The organism is Trichocoleus sp. Lan, assembly GCF_039961855.1.
GTDB lineage: Bacteria > Cyanobacteriota > Cyanobacteriia > Cyanobacteriales > FACHB-T130 > FACHB-T130.
This window is the reverse complement of the sequence record NZ_JAMPKA010000019.1, coordinates 26,479-45,472: the sequence shown is the minus strand read 5'-3', so window position 1 is coordinate 45,472 and position 18,994 is coordinate 26,479. Positions and strand designations below refer to the sequence as shown.

14 protein-coding genes and 2 pseudogenes are annotated in these 18,994 nt (G+C 48.4%); 14 read left to right on the top strand and 2 right to left on the bottom strand.

Features of this window, described 5'->3' with window-relative positions:
- Positions 1 to 84 precede the first annotated feature (84 nt).
- Entirely contained in the window at positions 85 to 906 is an 822-nt protein-coding gene (locus tag NDA03_RS17555; RefSeq protein WP_348238721.1) for a hypothetical protein, read from the bottom strand.
- 232 nt (positions 907 to 1,138) lie between these two features.
- Between NDA03_RS17555 and mnmA the strand changes: the two genes are divergently transcribed.
- From mnmA to NDA03_RS17525, 6 genes and pseudogenes are all read left to right on the top strand, one after another.
- Positions 1,139 to 2,194: a tRNA 2-thiouridine(34) synthase MnmA gene (gene mnmA, locus NDA03_RS17550; protein WP_190984748.1), complete on the top strand. Its 1,056-nt coding sequence runs from the start codon at positions 1,139 to 1,141 to the stop codon at positions 2,192 to 2,194.
- 247 nt (positions 2,195 to 2,441) lie between these two features.
- Positions 2,442 to 2,687 (top strand): annotated as a pseudogene (locus NDA03_RS17545) (hypothetical protein); the annotation flags it as partial.
- Between the two features lie 172 nt (positions 2,688 to 2,859).
- A complete protein-coding gene (gene sat / locus NDA03_RS17540) occupies positions 2,860 to 4,074 on the top strand; it encodes a sulfate adenylyltransferase (RefSeq protein ID WP_348238720.1) in 1,215 nt (404 codons plus the stop codon).
- A gap of 102 nt (positions 4,075 to 4,176) precedes the next feature.
- Positions 4,177 to 6,642 carry a caspase family protein gene (locus NDA03_RS17535; protein WP_348238762.1) on the top strand — a complete coding sequence of 822 codons (2,466 nt, stop codon included), beginning with the start codon at positions 4,177 to 4,179 and terminating at the stop codon, positions 6,640 to 6,642.
- Between the two features lie 300 nt (positions 6,643 to 6,942).
- A complete protein-coding gene (locus NDA03_RS17530) occupies positions 6,943 to 7,965 on the top strand; it encodes a hypothetical protein (protein ID WP_348238719.1) in 1,023 nt (340 codons plus the stop codon).
- A 171-nt stretch (positions 7,966 to 8,136) separates the two neighbouring features.
- Positions 8,137 to 8,940, top strand: a complete 804-nt coding sequence (locus tag NDA03_RS17525) for a phytanoyl-CoA dioxygenase family protein (protein ID WP_348238718.1) — start codon at positions 8,137 to 8,139, stop codon at positions 8,938 to 8,940.
- A gap of 201 nt (positions 8,941 to 9,141) precedes the next feature.
- Here the strand turns inward: NDA03_RS17525 and chlP are convergent, their stop codons facing one another.
- Positions 9,142 to 10,362 (bottom strand): geranylgeranyl reductase, encoded by a 1,221-nt coding sequence (chlP, locus tag NDA03_RS17520; protein ID WP_190412958.1) that lies wholly within the window; start codon positions 10,360 to 10,362, stop codon positions 9,142 to 9,144.
- A 183-nt stretch (positions 10,363 to 10,545) separates the two neighbouring features.
- On the opposite strand from chlP, the gene yidD reads away from it, so the two are divergent.
- The 8 genes and pseudogenes from yidD (at position 10,546) to NDA03_RS17480 (ending at position 18,945) form a co-directional block, all read left to right on the top strand.
- Positions 10,546 to 11,022 (top strand): membrane protein insertion efficiency factor YidD, encoded by a 477-nt coding sequence (yidD, locus tag NDA03_RS17515; protein ID WP_348238717.1) that lies wholly within the window; start codon positions 10,546 to 10,548, stop codon positions 11,020 to 11,022.
- A 281-nt stretch (positions 11,023 to 11,303) separates the two neighbouring features.
- Positions 11,304 to 12,320, top strand: a complete 1,017-nt coding sequence (locus tag NDA03_RS17510) for a TOBE-like domain-containing protein (protein WP_190429500.1) — start codon at positions 11,304 to 11,306, stop codon at positions 12,318 to 12,320.
- A 101-nt stretch (positions 12,321 to 12,421) separates the two neighbouring features.
- Positions 12,422 to 14,071, top strand: a complete 1,650-nt coding sequence (locus NDA03_RS17505) for an ABC transporter substrate-binding protein (protein WP_348238716.1) — start codon at positions 12,422 to 12,424, stop codon at positions 14,069 to 14,071.
- 162 nt (positions 14,072 to 14,233) lie between these two features.
- Entirely contained in the window at positions 14,234 to 15,259 is a 1,026-nt protein-coding gene (locus NDA03_RS17500; RefSeq protein WP_348238715.1) for an ABC transporter permease, read from the top strand.
- Positions 15,260 to 15,282: 23 nt separating this feature from the next.
- Positions 15,283 to 15,437 (top strand): annotated as a pseudogene (locus NDA03_RS17495) (DNA adenine methylase); the annotation flags it as partial.
- Between the two features lie 76 nt (positions 15,438 to 15,513).
- Positions 15,514 to 15,657: a hypothetical protein gene (locus NDA03_RS17490; protein WP_348238714.1), complete on the top strand. Its 144-nt coding sequence runs from the start codon at positions 15,514 to 15,516 to the stop codon at positions 15,655 to 15,657.
- Positions 15,658 to 15,681: 24 nt separating this feature from the next.
- The gene (locus tag NDA03_RS17485; protein WP_348238713.1) at positions 15,682 to 18,009 is read left to right on the top strand and encodes a hypothetical protein; all 2,328 of its coding nucleotides are present in this window, start codon (positions 15,682 to 15,684) and stop codon (positions 18,007 to 18,009) included.
- A 207-nt stretch (positions 18,010 to 18,216) separates the two neighbouring features.
- Positions 18,217 to 18,945, top strand: a complete 729-nt coding sequence (locus NDA03_RS17480; RefSeq protein WP_190411733.1) for a response regulator transcription factor — start codon at positions 18,217 to 18,219, stop codon at positions 18,943 to 18,945.
- Positions 18,946 to 18,994: the final 49 nt, after the last annotated feature.

Below are 18,994 nucleotides of genomic sequence, written 5' to 3'. Positions count from 1 at the left end.
CAGTGCTGATTTCTGTGAGTTCTAAGTTTTATCTTATTCAGCATAAGCACGGGCAAGGTCTTCCCGCCCCTACGCAGGGGCGCGCTATTGACCGAAATAAACAACCCGCGCATCCATACCATTAGACCGAAGAAAGCGACTCCAGCGTTCTGCTTGTGACTGATTCTCAAAAGGGCCGACTGCAACGTGGGGTCCGCGTGGTACCTCTCTTTGAAACACCGCATCTTCGGAGAACCCCAGCCGGATCATGTGGGCAGCAATGTCAGGTAAATACTCCTGACTCCCTGGAATCACAACGAAATAGGTAACTTCCTCCACTTCTTCCCTACGGGTGACTGGACGAGAATCGAAATTCTCTGCATCAGCATCGAAATTCTCCTCAGAATAACCACTGATTTTCGCCCGAATGCCCCATTCTTCCAGCTCCCGAACCCGCTGCTGGGCTTTAAATTCATCAGCAAATACTCCCGCTTGGATAACACCCCCGCCGTACCGCACAAAAGCTTCGGGTTCTATCCTTCGGACTTGCGCTAACAACAGCGGACTATCTCCATTAATAAAAACCCCGTAGAGACGAGAATCCCGACGCACCGGGCGAGGATTCTCATCGGTGCTTCTACTGGGTGTAATTGGCGGCGGTGCCTGAAATTCAATCTCACGCCTGTCCGAAGGATTCGGTGAAATCGAGGGCAAAGTATCTTGAGGAAACGCTGGCGGAGCATTTGGCGATGCAGGTACGCCAGGAACCACATCAGGCGGTGTAGGAAGCGGTCTGGCTGCTGCTGGAATCGCGTGTGGAATGAGCAAATATCCACCCCAGAAAAGGCACGAGGCAAGGGATAACAGCCAACAGGTTTTTCTTTTTCTGTTGCCATGAGTGAGTAAATGCTGCTGATTGCTCCTCATTTAAAATCAGCTCTCCTCGGCGATCTTCCAGGAATTGTGCAGACAAAATTTGTAGTCAATCTAGCATAATTAGTCATTAGTCCTTCATGATTAGTGATTGAAACGTTGGAATGTTGTCAGGTCAGAACGTTCTAACCTGATAATGCCTACAGGCAAAGGACTAATGACGATTATCAAAGTGTTAGTCTAGAAAAGAAAAAACTGATAATTCAGTCATTCGCTTTTTCGTTCTATGAATAAAGTCGTCGTCGGCCTCTCCGGTGGAGTTGATAGTTCCGTCGCAGCTGCCACCCTCCATCATCAAGGATATGAAGTTGTTGGTCTTACCCTGTGGCTAATGAAGGGTAAAGGTCAATGCTGTTCTGAGGGAATGGTCGATGCGGCTTCTCTTTGCGAACAGTTGAGCATTCCCCATCACATTGTTGATAGTCGGGATGTTTTTCAGGAAAATATTGTCGATTACCTGGTTGCCGGATACGAATCGGGGATTACTCCGTTGCCTTGTTCTCAGTGCAATAAGGCGGTGAAATTTGGCCCGATGCTGCGCTATGCCTCTGAAGAGTTGGGGATTGATAAAATTGCCACGGGTCATTATGCGCGGATCGGGTATGACGCAGAAACGGGACGTTATCAGCTGCGTCGGGCTGTAGATTTATCTAAGGATCAGTCGTACTTTTTGTACGATTTGAGCCAAGAAATGCTAGCGGGATCGATGTTTCCGTTGGGAGAACTACACAAGACAGAAACTCGGCGTATCGCCGCAGAATTCGGCTTAAAAACCGCTGATAAGCCAGAAAGTATGGATTTGTGTTTGGTTGAATCCCACGGTTCCATGCAAACGTTTCTAGACAAGTACATTTCTCAGCAAACGGGTGACATTGTTGACCAGTCCGGGAAGGTGTTGGGTCAGCATACGGGTATCCATCACTACACCATTGGACAGCGGAAGGGAATTGGGGTTGCGGCGGCGGAACCGCTGTATGTGGTGGCGTTGGATGCGGTACGGAATCGAGTGATTGTGGGCGATCGCGCTAGCACTCATAAGCCTGAATGCACCGCAGCGCGGTTAAACTGGGTTTCAATTCCCGAACCCACTAGTCCCATCCGCGCCGAAGTGCAAGTCCGCTATCGTTCAAAGGCAGTTCCAGTCAGCGTAATTCCCCTGGAAGATTCGCGCATCAAGCTTGTCTTCGATGAACCTCAGTTCGGGATTACCCCTGGACAAGCTGCGGTTTTGTACGATGGAGATATCGTACTCGGCGGTGGCATTATCGACAGGTTTGAGTAAACAGTAATAAGGTATAAGATAGAGGCGAAAGACTTAACTTTTGTCTCTTTTTTTATAACTATGGCTTATATAGCGTTTCTTACACGAGTGAGGTACGCAAAAATTCACTATTATCAAGCTTTTCAGCTTTGAAAATGTACTTCACATAACCCAGAACCGCTATAGTGATTTCAGCCTGAGCGAACTAAAAAAATATTTAGTTTAACGATTAACGAAACAGTAGATTTATTTGCGTCCCGTAGAGTAAGGAATTGGCTACGCACAAATTTGCCAAAATTTGTAAGCGACTAAATTAGAGTTTTTACTGGAATACACCTTATTAAAAATTGATAATGATGTGGATATTGAGCCAATTTATTTATTAAAAATGGCTTGTCGCAGCACCGAATTCATTCATGCCTTGCGAGTGCCGCCTGATGTTAATTCAGCGCGGGAAGCAATTAGATGGGTAAATTGGGGAGTCGATCCAGAGGAATTTAGCGTACAAACTTGAAGAACCTCTCCCTAACCCTCTCCTACAAGGAGAGGGAACCAGAAAAGTTGTAGCTGAAAGGCGCTCTGACTCCCTTTTCTCTGCTAAGGAAGCGGGCTGGGGGTTAGGTTTTTCACCGTCCGGTTCTATATATTGGTACGATGTTTTTTGCAGCTAAAATTAACAATTCGATATGAGTCAGCGTCCAGACGGCATAGCACCTCACGGCGGTCAGCTAATTAATCGCATCGCAACACCAGAACAAGGACAAGTATTTCTCGATAAAGCCGACTTTCTGCCCAGAGTGCAACTCGATGAACGAGCAACATCGGATTTAGAGTTGATTGCCATTGGTGGATTTAGTCCGCTGACTGGCTTTATGGAACAAGCAGACTACGATCGTGTAGTGACTGAAATGCGGCTTGCCAATGGGCTACCGTGGGCAATTCCCGTCACGCTTTCGGTGGATGAGTCGATTGCGGCGAATCTCAAAGAAGGCGGTTTGGTGCGTCTGGATGACCCGACTGGTAGATTTGTGGGTGTCATGGAACTCACACAAAAGTATCGCTACGACAAAACCCGCGAGGCGGTGAATGTTTATCGTACCCATGATGAAAAGCACCCAGGCGTTAAGGTTGTCTACAAGCAAGGGGAAATTAATCTCGCGGGTTCAGTTTGGCTGTTGCAACGCGACTCTCATCCTTTATTCCCTAATTACCAGATCGATCCCGCTCAATCTCGCGCCATGTTCAAAGAAAGGGGATGGAAAACGATTGTCGGCTTCCAGACTCGCAACCCCATCCACCGGGCGCATGAATATATCCAAAAGTGCGCTTTAGAAACCGTAGATGGCTTGTTCTTGCATCCCTTAGTGGGAGTCACCAAAGATGATGACATCTCGGCAGAGATTCGGATGCGCTGCTACGAGATTATGCTGGAACACTACTACCCCCAAGACCGGGTAATTTTGGCAATTAATCCCGCCGCGATGCGCTACGCTGGCCCTAGAGAGGCAATTTTCCATGCCCTGCTTCGCAAGAATTACGGCTGTACGCACTTCATCGTTGGACGCGACCATGCGGGTGTCGGCGATTATTATGGAACTTACGATGCTCAGCACATTTTTGATGAGTTTGAGCCGGGTGAATTGGGCATCACGCCGATGAAGTTTGAACACGCCTTCTACTGCACGCGCACGCAGACAATGGCGACGACAAAGACGAGTCCCAGCACTCCCGCTGAACGCATTCATCTATCGGGAACGAAGGTGCGAGAAATGCTACGTCGGGGTGAATTGCCACCACCAGAGTTTTCTCGCCCAGAAGTTGCGGCAGAATTGGCAAGGGCGATGCAGGTGCCAGAGGAAGCAAGCAAATTTAAGATTGCAAGTTTCAAATTTGAAATTTGAGAGGGGAGGCGACTTAAATTTGAAAACTTGCCATTCTTTCTATTCTCTAAAGCCTAGCCCCTGGTAGGCTGATCGAGTAATGGCTAATGGCTAATGGCTGATATGGGATTGAATCGGCGAAGTTTTCTGCAACGGGCGGGGTTGGCGCTAGCGGCGCTGGGCGTGAGCGAAACGGCCCTATCTCTACTGGGAGATCGAAGCTTTGCGGTGCCTCTGCTAGATCGCTATTATCAGGCGCTGGCACAACCGAGTGGGCGGAAGTTAGCGCTACTGGTAGGAATTAATCAGTATCCGCGTGGGACAGAGACGCGATCGCTTCCGTCTCTCCAAGGTTGTGTCACAGATGTAGAACTGCAACGGGAACTTTTGATTCATCGCTTTGGTTTCCACCCTAGCGATATTCTGATGCTGACAGATAGCCAAGCAACGCGGCAGAATATTGAAACTGCTTTTCTGGAGCATCTCACAGAGCAGGCGGCGGCGGGAGATGTTGTCTTGTTCCACTTCAGCGGCTGCGGTAGCCGCGTCAGAATCGGGGCTGAGGAGAATGGACTGAGGACTTTGGGTGCCGATAAATCTTCACTCAGTCCTGAGTCTACCCTTGGGGACGGGGAAAGGGTTGCGGCTGCACAGCTAACGCCTACAGTCTTCAACACTCAAAATAGTTTGGTGCCAGTAGATGGGGTGCTGCTGACGAAAGGGGCACCGGCGAATGATTTGTTGGAAGAGACTCTGCTGTTGCTGTTGCGATCGCTTCCCACAGACCAAGTCACAACGGTACTGGATACCAGCTACACTGACGCCGATACTCTCCTCCAAGGCAACTTGCGGATTCGTTCTGCCCGACAACCGCTAGCAGAGCAAGCGAGTGACGAGGAACTCGCTTTTCAGGAAAAACTCCTGCTGCGTCTCAAATCTTCGCGGGAACAGCTCAATAAGCAGTATAAGCCCGGTCAGATGCCTGGAATCGTGCTGGCAGCAGCTGGCCCCAGTCAACTGGCGGCAGAGGCTCCTTGGGGCGGTTTCAGCGCTGGATTGTTCACCTATGCCCTGACGCAACATCTCTGGCAGGCGACTCCTCCCACTACGGTTCAAGTCAGTTTCAGTCGAGCGGCTGGGATCGTCGAGCAGCTGGCGGGGAAAGAGCAACAACCCCAGTTGAGCGGTCAAAAAAGTAACCAGCCTTCCTTGTTACCCTATCAGCCGGAAATTAGTATCGGTGCGGATGGCGTCGTTACAGCGGTGGAAGAGGGCGGTAAAACGGTACATCTGTGGCTAGCAGGATTACCTGCACCCGTTTTGGAATACTACGGAGTGAATTCTCAGCTGAGTGCTTCCCTACCCATCTCGGAAGCTCAGACTCCAGACAGCAACGTGACAGGTGAAGTTTCATCAGTTCCGACCCAACTGCAACTACACATTCGTTCCAAGGAGGGTCTCACCGCCAAGGCGCGAGTTATCGGCAGCACAGACACTTCTAGCCTCTCTAGCCTCCAAGTGGGGCAACTGGTTCACGAATCCGTCCGGGTGTTGCCCAAAAATATTGGTTTGACAATTGCCTTAGATGCCGGACTGGAGCGAATTGAACGGGTGGATGCTACCAGTGCTTTTGCCAGCGTTCGCTCTGTATCATCCGTGGTAACGGCAGGAGAGCAACCCGCCGATTATTTGTTTGGCAAGGCGCAGACACCCGATTATCAGGGGGGATATGGGTTATTTTCTCTCGGTCGGGATTTGATTCCCAATACCGTTGGGGAATCGGGTGAGGCGGTGAAGGCGGCTGTGAATCGGTTAGTGCCCAAACTGAAAACGTTGCTGACAGCGAAATTATTGCGTCTGACGGTCAATGAAGGGTCTTCCCGCTTGGGAGTGGGAGCAACGTTGGAGATGATTTATCCCAATCAAAAGGTGCTGCTAAAACGAGAAACGCTGCGGATGACAGGGGACGCCATTGTGGATTCTAATTCTAGAAGCGAGTCATCGCGTCTTGACGACTCAAAAATTCCTTCCGATGCAGGCATCCCCACCATCCCCATCGGTAGCCGCATCCAGTACCGAGTCCAAAATTATAGCGATCGCCCGATCTATTTGATGCTTATCGGCGTTGATAGCGGCGGCGCTGGTGTTGCTCTCTATCCGCTGCAATTTCCCCAAATCGGGGACAGTCCGGATGCGAAACCGACGATCAAAGAGCTGGTTGTCGAGGCGGGTGCTACCCTGATCGTGCCACAACCTGCTGGCTCTTTTGAATTGACGATTCGCGGTCCTAGTGGGTTAGAAGAAACTCTTCTAATTTGCTCCTCGGCACCCTTTACCCAGACGATGGCGGCTGTAGCATCAATTCGCGGGTCGAAGGGAGAGGGAGTGGGCGAGTTGTTTAAGCCGCTGAATGTGGCGCAGGCGGTGCTGCAAGACTTGCATCAGGCGAGTGTGTTAGGGAAGCGGCATCAAGGCGAGGCGGAAGCGATCGCTTCAGTCCCTGCCGAAACGATTGCTATCTCTTCTGACTCCTACGCCCTAGATGTGCACAGCTGGGCAACACTCAGCTTTATTTATCAGGTGGTTTAAAAGCGATCGCCCTAGCTTTACATTTTAGACGTGCCGATGGGTTGGGACTAGGAAGGGGAAATTAGCGTTTTTAGTTTTAGAGACGCGATTTATCGCGTCTGAGTTTTGAGTGATAAGAGCATTCTTTAATTCAAAATTCAAACCCCTGGCCTTGAGCGAAGCCAAGGGTTATAACTCAAAAAGTCTTTACCCATTCCCCATTTCCAACCCTCTGCAACTAATCTGCAAATTAAATGCACATCGGCTGATAGTTTTGGCTCGGATTGGGAATACTAAGACTGAAAGCTAACAGGATGAAAAATGAAAATTCCCCATCTGATTGCGATCGCAAAGCTTGCGCTTCCTGCACTGGCGCTTTCTTCCCTGCTAGTATCTGCCGTTGCTACCACTGCCCAACCCCAGCCTAATTCATCTCCAACCCTGTCGAATCAAGAACGAGAGGAACTAGAACGACTGCGGCAAGAGAAAGAAATACGCGATCGCGTCCAAGCTGAAGTTGACCGCGCCTTTAGCCGCATCACTACGCTGCTCAATACTTTGGTACTTGTTCTGACGCTGTTTCCGATTGCGATCGCTGTTAGTGTGGTTCTGCTTCGTCGCAGTATGACAAATCAAATAATTTCAGATGCTCAAAAGGAATTCACGCAGCTACAAGAACAACTTATTAGGCAAATAGAAGAGACCGCTAAGGCTAATTTAAAATTAGAACAATCTGCTTTACCGCAAGAAGCTAATTTTTTGGAAACGGATACTTTAAGTCAATTAAATACAATTTTAACCCAAGCTCAGATTATATTAGAAGACTTAAAAGAACAGAAAGAAAGTGTACAACAAGAAATTGCAAAATTTAGGTACGCACAAGCTGTTAAAATTCCGACCGTTATAGATAGAGAAATTGAAACCTCTAACTTTGAGCATTCTTATCACAATCATGAACTGCTTTCCGATACCCTATCGGAGCCTGTAGCCCAAACAAACGATGCAGTGTCTGAGCAAAGAGTGACAGAAACAGAATCTGTCAATCAAAATCTTGATTTAAATGCCAATGATTACTTGATTTTAGGCAACTCTTGCTTTTCTGAAGGTCGATATTTAGAGGCAAATCAATCTTACAACTTAGCGGTTAAGATTGAACCAAACTTTTCGGAAGCTCGATATAACAATGCTCGCTGCTATGCAATGCAATACCGCCTCAATCTAGCAGTCGGAAACTTACAATGGGCAATTGATATTGAGCCTATGTATAAAGAGATTGCTAAAACCGATGAAGCTTTTAGCGCAATTCGAGGAGAAGAGATGTTTAGAAAAATAGTAGATGAGTAGATTTTTCTAATTTCTATTGATAGGTTTATTCATAAAAAACTTAATTTTATAAAAAGATACGCTGCACCTCCATGTGCAAGGTTTTAAAGCGCCTAATTATTGATTATTAATTATCATAAATAAAACTTTAAACTACAGCCATTCGCTATACTCAATCGCTAAAATCAAAAGATGATGACAAAGCGCTATAACCACCAACAAATCGAATCGTTCGCCCAAGCGGTTCTGAACGATGGCTATTGTGTGTTGCCCAATCACTTTTCTCCGGTAACACTTAATTCTTGGCGTGAAGCTTTCACGCCTTTGCTAGAAGATCATATTGTCCGCGAAGGCAAGCTTCGCAATCGCGGTTCAGCCCGCTATTATGTAACCCTTCCTTTCACGGCTCCTTTTGCCGATCCTAGTATTTACGAAGATGACGATATTCTGGCACTTGTAGAGTTATTAGTAGGCAAAGATGCAGTGATGTGCCAACTAGCAACTGACACACCTTTGCTGGGGTCTGAATATCAAGACGTGCATCGAGATGCGCCGCCACTTTTCCCCGAAATGGGTACAGAAACGCCGCCATTCCAGTTAGCTGTCAACTTTCCACTCGTAGATATCACTCTGGAAAACGGGCCAATGGAGATTACGCGCAGTACGCACATGATTTCTAAAGAGGAAGGACTGCGCCGCATGGAGTCTGGAGAAGCCAAGTTAGAACCTGTCACAATGCAACTAGGTGATGTAATGATCCGGGATGTGCGGGGTCTGCACAGGGGCACTCCTAACTACACGGAAATACCGCGTCCGATGGTTGTAATTGGCTATAGTCGCCGCTGGATGTTTCGTCCTGAGGTGTCGATTAATATTCCGCGTGCAACCCTAGATACACTCTCCGAACGCGCCCGTCACTTATTGCGTTTTAATCCGATTGTGGAATCCGTAAACGATAAATCCGAGGTTGAGGTTTATCAATCGTTCGCTTACTAAGTTTAGTTGTGACTGTTCTAAGTTCAAGTAGCGGTCGGTCTTCTTCTGTCGTCAATCAAAACTCTCAGAGGAGCGCTATCTGAATATTACGAGGATAAAAAAACCAGCGTTGGATTCTTAAGCTCCAACGCTGGGTGAAAAACCATTTGTTAATGTTCTAGGTTTTTTTGCTTTTCAAATTCTGCTTACCGATAGAAACCACTAAGGAGCTAGCGCGTTACCCCGTAACAAGCTACCAATCGTTTTGGCAGTAATTTTCATCTGAATCAAGGGATTTGCCGGAACGACTGTTTTGTACAGGTAGCTATCGAAGGTAAGCTTCTGCACGTCTTTGTCGGCGCACATTTCCACAAAGGCTTCGCGAGTGGCATCAGAGCGATAGAAGACGGTTTGCAGAATGTCTAGCACCTTGTAGGTGATGCCGTATTTCTTATCCCAACGCTTCAGGTACAGCTTCAGGTCGGCTTCTGTGGGGATGCGAGTGCCACCGTTGGAGGTTTCGACAATGGTTTCTGCACACATCCGCGCCGACTTGGCAGCAAAGTAAATTCCCTCACCAGAAGACTTTGTAACCGTTCCGGCGGCGTCTCCCACTAGAGCAACGCGACCGACAACGCGGCGGGGTCTGGGATGCTCTGGAATTGGGTGAGCTTCTACTTTGATGATTTCGCCGCCTGCAAGTTTTCTAGCGGCACGCTTGCGGATGCCTGCTTGCAGATTTTTGATGTCGGCTTTGTTCACCTTCATGGTGCCGGTGCCGACGGCGACGTGGTCGTATTTGGGGAATACCCAGGCGTAGAAATCGGTGGAAACATCGTTCCCGACGTACATTTCTGCCAGGTCGTTGTAATAAGCCATTTTGTCTTCTGGCAGGCGAATGCGCTCTTGGAAGGCGATCGCATAATTGTAATCCCCGGCGTCAATTGCCTTCGCAACGCGGGAATTCGCCCCATCTGCCCCAATCACCAGATCGACTTTCAGGGTTTTCATCTCCCCTTCAGCGCTACCGTTCGAGTGATCGGCGTAGTGCAAGGTGTAAGGGTCAGTATTGCCCGTGGGAATATCGAGTTTATAAACAGTGCCGTTAATTAAATTTGCACCCAATTTAGCTGCGCGATCGCGTAGGTATCCATCCAATACCTCGCGGCGACACATACCGATATATTCATGTTCTTTTTCAATGTTGATATCTACCTCAATGTTGGAAGGTGAGATCATCTTCATTTTTCTGACCCGCCGATCAATAATCTCAGGCGGTAGGTCAAACTCGCTCACCATGCATAGCGGAATTGCCCCGCCACAAGGCTTTGCGTTGTCTAGCTTGCGCTCAAACAGGTAAGTCTCAATTCCAGCTTTTGCTAGCGTTTCGGCAGCAGAGGAACCCGCCGGACCCGATCCCACAACAGCAACCCGTAGTACCAAAGCTATTCTCCCGATTCTCTTACGGCTACAAGGTGAGATGGTATCACGGACTTTTCGGTTGTCCCAGCAGGATCGTGCAGGTTGTGACTGAATTGCAACAGAGCTTAACACATTGAAAACTAAATCGCGGTTCCTGGGGTTGTAGCTACTCCCAATCACTCCAGAGATTTTTGCTCCAACTCTATGAATGCTCCTTCCCTCGATTCTGCAATTCGGCAAATCGCGATCGCTTCTATCGGCGGCTATCAGAGGCACATTTCACCCCGCAAAGGGTTTTCTTGCGCTCATCGATTGCTTTACAAGGGGGAATCTTGCTCTCAGTACGCCAAGCGCATGATTGCACAACAGGGTTTGGTGGGGGCGATCGCCACGGTGCGCCAACGATTCCGAGCTTGTAAAATCGCAAACCAAATTTTGCAAGCCAGGTATAGCAGTCAAGCTGATAGCGATCGCTCCAAGCGCGAGCGCAGGAATAGAAACTGGGGTAACAACTGTAATGATTATGGTGCTGTAGATTGTGTTACAGGTGTCTCAGAGCTGAGCTGTGAAGCGCTAGATTGTTTCTCGGAAATGGATTTTGCTTCCTTAGATTGTGGAGTCGCAGATTGTGGCTCTGGGATAGATTGTGGAGTCGCAGATTGCGGGAGTTGCGGAGGATAAAACATTCATCCTTCTTTTTGTTACCCCCCGACTTCAACTTAATTTAAGAATGCTGTGGGGGAGAGCAGGCAAAATCTAACTGTTCTCATTTTGCCTGCGAGTTTTGTTGACCCCCAGGTTTCTGGCAAATGTCAATTAATGCAAATAGATTTTAGGTATGGTATATATGTACGTTAATCTCATCGATAAACCGGAGATTTGTCTATCCTGAACTTTGATGGGTCAATGAAAACCCAGATTAGGATAGCTAAAAAAATATTCTTGTCTAGGGGTCGAAAGTAGTGGGCATTGTTGTTGAAAACGTCTCTAAAGAGTTCGGCAGTTTTAAAGCCGTTGACGAAGTCAACTTAGAAATTCAATCAGGCTCCTTGGTCGCGCTTTTAGGACCTTCGGGTTCTGGTAAATCTACACTGCTGCGACTGATCGCCGGTCTAGAAATGCCAGATAGCGGGAAAATCTGGTTGACTGGTCAAGATGCCACTCATCAGAGCGTTCAAGACCGCAACATCGGGTTTGTATTCCAACACTATGCTCTATTTAAACACCTCACCGTCCGCAAAAATATTGCCTTTGGCTTAGAGATTCAAAAAACTCCCAAAGGCAAAGTAAAGGCGCGGGTAGAAGAATTGCTGGAGTTAGTGCAACTAAGCGGACTAGGCGATCGCTACCCTTCCCAACTCTCCGGCGGTCAGCGACAACGAGTTGCCTTAGCCAGAGCGCTAGCAGTTCAACCCCAAGTATTGCTGCTAGATGAACCCTTTGGAGCCTTAGACGCCAAAGTGCGTAAGGATTTGCGGGCTTGGTTGCGACGCCTGCACGATGAAGTCCACGTCACCACCGTGTTCGTCACCCACGACCAAGAAGAAGCGATGGAAGTTTCCGATGAAATTGTGGTGATGAACAAAGGCAGAGTCGAACAAATCGGCACACCCGCTCAGATTTACGATCACCCAACGACGCCGTTTGTCATGAGTTTCATCGGCCCGGTGAATGTGTTGCCCAGCACTTCCCGCATTTTCGAGGCAAACGGGTTTGATTCGACCCAAGCAGAAATTTTCCTGCGTCCCCATGATGTAGTCGTAGACACGAACCCCAACGGCAGCTCCGTACCGGCACGAGTAAACCGCTTGATTCATCTCGGCTGGGAAATTCAGGCAGAATTAATCCTAGACGATGGTCAGGTCGTCACGGCTCATATCACGCGAGAGCGGTTCGACCAGTTAGATTTGGAGCCGCAACAGCGAGTATTCGTCAAACCAAAGGATGCGAAATCTTTCCCGCTGTATTTTTCGATCTAGCACTTTTTCGATCTAGCACTTCCGGCGTCAACACTCAGCTTTCAGCTTAATCGGCTTTAATGAGATATCTAAGTCGATTTGAAAGAGCGCATAGTTAATTTATGAAGTGGGGACGCCTGTCTATTCATCGGTGGCGGTTCATCGGACAATTCTTTTGTCTGTTTTGTCTTTGTTGTTTTCTCGCGATCAGCTGTGGGAAGCGACCGGCGTCTGATTCAGCGACTTCTCCCAGTCCTGGTGGTGCCAATTCGGGTCGGATTACCATCGGTACCACCCAGAAGCCACGGACGATGGACCCGGCAGATAATTACGAGCTAGCAGCCGTCTACTTGCTCTATAACCTGAGCGATCGCCTGTATACCTACGAATTGGGAAGCACCCAACTCAAGCCGCAACTGGCGACGGCAATGCCGAAAGTGAGTCCAGACGGGTTAACTTACACCATTCCTGTGCGTCAGGGCGTCGTCTTCCACGATGGCACTCCTTTTAACGCCAAAGCGATGGAATTTTCCCTGCAACGCTTTATCGAAAATAAAGGAAAGCCGTCATTTCTTCTCGGCGATGCGGTGGACTCAGTGAAGGCAACTGGCGACTATGAGTTAACGATTAAGCTGAAAAAGCCGTTTGCTGCTTTTCCCGCCCTGCTGGCATTTTCCGGTGCCGCTGCGGTTTCACCGAAAGCTTATGAAATTGGCGCTGGAAAGTTCAAGCCAAACACATTTGTGGGTACTGGCCCTTACAAGTTGGCTCAGTTTAGCAGTGAGTCGCAGCGATTGGATGTTTTTGACCAATACTGGGGCGAGAAACCAGTAAATAAAGGAATTGACGTGCAAGTGCTGAGTAATTCAGCCAACTTGTTTAACGCATTTCGCACGGGAGGCGTGGATGTCGCCTACCTATCCCTCGATCCCGACCAGATTGCCAGCTTGAAAGATGGGGCGACCAAAGGGAGCTGGCAAGCGATCGAGTCTCAGGGGAGTGCTGCTAGCTTTCTGGTGCTAAACACCAAGAGTAAGCCGCTAGATAACCCAGTCGTGCGCGGTGCGATCGCATCCATCGTCAACCGACCTTTGGTGAATGAGCGATCGCTCAAAAATCAAGCTGAACCTCTCTACAGCATGGTGCCCACTACCTTTGATGTCTACAAGCCAGTATTTAAAGACCAATACGGGGACGGCAATACCGAAAAAGCAAAACAACTGTTGCAGCAAGCGGGATACTCTCCTACCAATCCCTTGAAGCTGCAAATTTGGTATCCTTCTAGTTCACCGACTCGCCGACTCGCTGCCAGTACCCTCAAAGCAGTGGCAGATCAACAACTGGGAGGAACGCTGCAATTTGAAGTCAACACCGTAGACTCTGCTACCTTCTTTAAAAGCGTCTCCCAAGGTCTTTATCAGACCGTCTTACTGGATTGGTATCCAGACTTTCTCGACCCTGACAACTACGTTCAGCCATTTCTGGAGTGTCCGAAAGGATCGGTGGCAAACGGCTGTGAAGACGGCGCAAGCCAGAATCAGGGTTCCTTTTATTACAGCGATCGCATGAACCAGCTGATTGCCCAAGAACGAAAAGAGCAAAACCCCGAAGCCCGCAAGAAGATTTTTGCGGATATTCAAGACCTACTGGCGAAAGACGTACCTTACGTTCCACTCTGGCAAAGTAAAGACTTCGCCTTTACCCAAAAAGGCGTCAGCGGTCTCCGCATCAACCCCACCCAGGATTTCGCCTTCTGGACAATTAGCAAATAGTCTTGAGTTTTGAATTAAAAGTCAAGAATACTTTTGAGTTTCCGGTGTCGAGTTTTGAGCTAAAACATTTTAGAAATCGAAAATCAAACGACGATTCCTCAAAAAAACTCAAAACCTTGAACTTTAATTCAAAACTCAAAACTCAAAACTCAAAACTCTTTTATGTCACGCTCCAAAGCCCTACAGTCTTACATCTTCGTCCGCCTTCTCCTAGCACCCTTGATGCTATGGATCATCATCACCCTAGTGTTTTTGCTCCTCCGTGCTACCCCAGGCGACCCGGTGGATGCGGTTTTAGGCGGTCGCGCCCCAGAAAGCGTCAAAGAGCAATATCGTCAACAGTTGGGGCTATCAGATCCCTTACCGTTGCAATATATTCGCTATTTGGGTTCCCTACTTAGCTTGAACTTGGGGACTTCGCTGACCAGTCAGGGTCAAGATGTTTGGGGTGAGATTCAGAAATACTTTCCCGCGACAGTAGAATTAGCAGTATTTAGTATGGCGATTGCTTTCCTAGTCGGCGTCGGCGTTGGCATCCTTTCCGCCACCCGCCCTGGCACGGCTTTAGACGCGAGCGGTCGTTTGTTTGGCATCATCACCTACTCGCTCCCGATATTCTGGGTAGGGATGATTCTACAGTTGATTTTCTCCGTTCAGCTAGGCTGGTTTCCCTTAGGATCGCGCTTTCCCCTAACTACAGCACCACCACCGATCATCACGGGTCTTTATACGATTGATAGTCTCCTGAGCGGTAACTTTGAGCATTTTTTCACCGCACTGCATTATCTCGCCCTCCCCAGCTTGACCCTCGGAATCCTCCTCAGCGGGATTTTCGAGCGGATTGTCCGGGTGAACTTGAAGCAAACCCTTAAGGCGGATTATGTAGAAGCTGCTAGAGCCAGAGGCATTCCAGAATCGCGGATTCTCTTTGCCCACGCCCTGAAAAATGCCATGATTCCAGTCATTACCGTCCTGGGGCTGACTTTAGCCGCATTGCTTGGCGGCGCAGTTTTAACAGAAGTTACCTTCTCTTGGCCTGGTTTAGGAAATCGACTTTATGAAGCAATTTCTTTACGAGATTACCCTACCGTGCAGGGAATCATGGTATTTTTTGCGTCGATTGTTGTAGTTGCTAGCATTTTGATTGATATTATCAATGCTTACATCGACCCTCGAATTCGGTACTAAAACTGGCAACTCAGACAAAAAGAATGGCTAAATTAATCGCTTTGGGTTGATAAGGGGAAATTAATTCAGCCATCTTGATTGGCTGCTGCCCTTGTTGCCAAAAACTCAGCACTATTAGGAACTTTATGGTGCTTCGGCTGCGGTATTGAGCGAGCGACAACCTTCACCTGTTGCAACGATTAGGTGAAGTATGGTGACGCAGAAGTGATGGAAGTGGTTGAAAACCCGGTTCTTTAAGAAACCGGGTTTCTGATATGCAGCCTAATTTTAGGTTGATTAACGGACAGGAACAGTGTTTGAGAAGGTGGGAACTACGCGATCGCACTGAGAGCCAAATGCCAGTTAATGAGATATCCAGCAAATTTCCCGATGAAGTAGGGAAAGGAAGCAGCCAATAATCTATTTAGATTTCCGGCTGCATAATGCGTAGAATTCGGCTGCTTGCTTTAGCTACCATCAGCTTTGTTGCGACTCTAGTAGGCTCCTTGTTTGACCCGGTAACATTCCTGCACCGCCTTCTCGCAATAGCGCTCAGCACTGTTTTTACCCTGAATATAGGTATTAGCAGTACCCATACCGATACCTCCTCTGTTGCCGTTGCTGCTCATCCGCCCGCCATTCAATCTGCATTCAACAAGAAGCTGAATCAATTTGCTTCTGAGTCGCAACAACCGCAAATCCTAGCAAGCCAACCCAGCCCTTTTGAGAGGACCGCCCCGACAAATTACTGTGGTTCTGGCACCATCACCAAACCTACCAGGGGAATCGATACAGACACGAGAGTGTATTCCGTTTTCTATGACTTCAGCCGAGGTCAAGAGTCAGTGAATTCTGCCGCTTGTGGTCGGGAATATTGGATTCCAGCCGAGCAAAGCAATCCTTATTACGGACTTGTATTTGTTTATTGGGTGGATGGATACAAAAATCGTGTTTCTTCTACTCGTTATGTGGAAACTAACAACGGGAAACTTATCGTTTGGGATGGTAATCCAGTCAATCCTCTACTGAGAAGAATTCTGACGCGGCAAGATGGAAACCAAGCCCTTTCTCATGCGATCGCGCGGATTCTGAATTGGAGGCAGCTAAGGCGCATTCAGACTGCCTCTATCCCCCAAACCCTTATAAATAACCAGCTCCAACCTTCTACAGCAGCCCAGACTGCTTCTACTCCTGCCTCCCAAAACCCTCAAACCAGCAAGGCAGCAGCTCAAAATTACTGCGGCTCTGGGATGCTAACGCAACCTGGCAAAGGAGTTGATTGGGATGGTAGCCTTTACTACGTTTTCCATCACTTTAATCGACGAGAACAAGTGAATCCTGCCGCCTGTGGTCGGGAGTATTGGATTCCAGTCAAACGCAGCAATCCTAACTACGGGCTTGTATTCGTTTACTTGGTGGATGGACAAAAAAATCGTGTTTCTTCAATCCGTTATGTGGAAACTCGCAAACGGCAGCTAATCGTTTGGAATGAGAATGCAGCAAACTCTCAACTCCGGAGAACCACGAGGCAGCGAAACGGAACCCAAGTGATTTTTCAAAACTGGTTCCGGATGGTTCTGAATCAGAAAAAGCTGATGGGTCAAGGTCAGACCATCTATACTCCTCCCACAACTCCTCCCCCAACACCTGCCACTCCTCCCCCAACACCCGCAACTCCTCAACCCATACCCAGCACTCCCCAAACCAGTAATCCATTGCTCATTGGTTTTGGTGGCGACACGAGCAACGTGGAAGGGATTTGGATGCACAGCCTTGACGTGGCGAAAGAAGTCGGTTTACCCAAGCCTAAAGCAGCATCGCTGGGGGTGGAGGTGGGATGGCAACCCATCTGGTTTGGTTGTGTCGCTGGTCAGAAAACTTGCGCGACGACAGACCGAATGTTTAAAGAAGGGGTTGCCCCCGTGTTTATTGTTAACTTGATTACCCACGATGTCCAAAGTAAAAAAACCTGGGCTGAAATTGAAGCTAGAAAGAGTTGGTACTTCTCGGAGTTAGATGGCCTCGCTAAAGATGTACTATCTAAAACCCAAGGGACTGTTTATGTATCGCTGGAACCGGAGCATAATCTGGTAGGAACGCTCCGCGATCCCGTGAATGCAAATTATGGGTGGGATGCCAGTATTCCTCAGAAATTCGGGCAGTTAATGGCTGAAGCTGCCCAAAGATTACGTACCTCAGCGAGTTCGGTTCCGGGACTGAATTTGAAAGTGGGTTTGGCTTTCGGTGACTTCAATGCCTCCCCCACGGGTCTGCAAAACTATTTACCCGCTTTAAAAGCGGCTGCACCGGGAGTCGATTTCTTTGGGTTTCAAGTAACCCAAGGCCCCTGGCGGAGTGAGGGGAACGGATGCAAACGCTTAACCCCCGATCAAGCGAAGCTTTATGATATGCCCGATCGAGCGATCGCGATCGCCCAATTCATCCAAACACAACTGCAAAAACCGTCTCTGATCGATTACTTTTTCCTGATGGCTGATGCTGGCACCGATTGGGACGAGGGAGGCGCGAAAGTTTACCAGGAATTACAACAGCGCTCCTTAGAACTGCAAAACGCTGGATTGATTGGCTTGTTGCACTTTACCCTCATTGATACGCCACAATCTGCTCCAAACTCGTACTGGTGTGACGGTGAGAAAAATCGGGGTATTATCAAGCCCGCAGCCCAACTTTCTAATTTCAGTTACAAGCGTCCCCTTCAGCTGAAAAAGATGGGCAAGGCACTGGGAGATTGGATTAGCGCTCAAAGCTAAACGAGCACATTTCACCCAGTCACGATCCTTTCTGGTGGGGCAGATAGAATGCTCTGCATGTTTGTGCGATCGCCAACTCTCTTGATAATCCAAGGTTTTCTTTAGAAAGAATTTAGAATCCTTGCGTATAATCTGTACAGGAATCTTTGGATTCCGATAAAGGTTCTTATAGAAACTTTAAAATACTGTAGCAATAATTTAGTAGTGATGCCCCGGATACTCGTCATCGACGACGACGCTGCGATCGCAGAATTAGTTACCATCAATCTGGAAATGGCTGGATACGATGTCAGCCAAGCACCAGATGGCATTAAAGGTCAGGCACTGGCTTTGCAACTGCAACCAGACCTCATTATGCTTGACCTAATGCTGCCCAATGTGGACGGTTTCACCGTCTGCCAGCGGTTGCGGCGGGATGAACGCACTGCCGATATTCCGGTGTTAATGTTGACAGCACTGGGTCAGACTCAAGATAAGGTAGAAGGCTTTAATGCCGGAGCCGATGATTACCTGACCAAGCCGTTTGAACTCGAAGAAATGCTGGCACGGGTCAGAGCCTTGCTGCGACGAACAGACCGTATTCCCCAAGCCGCCAAACACTCGGAAATCTTGCACTATGGCTCTTTAACCTTAGTCCCAGAACGCTTTGAGGCTATTTGGTTCAATCAGACAGTGAAGTTAACGCATCTGGAGTTTGAATTACTGCACTGCTTACTCCAGCGTCATGGTCAAACCGTTTCTCCTAGTGAAATCCTGCGGGAAGTTTGGGGCTACGATCCCGACGATGACATTGAAACGATTCGGGTGCATATTCGGCACTTGAGAACGAAGCTAGAACCCGATCCCCGCCACCCGCGCTATATTAAGACCGTCTATGGTGCGGGCTACTGTCTGGAGTTGCCGACTGAAGAGCAAGTTAGCACAGACGCAAGCTGATTGATTGTTGATTTGCCTGTGTTGTGTTCATCAAGATGTGTTTATCGAC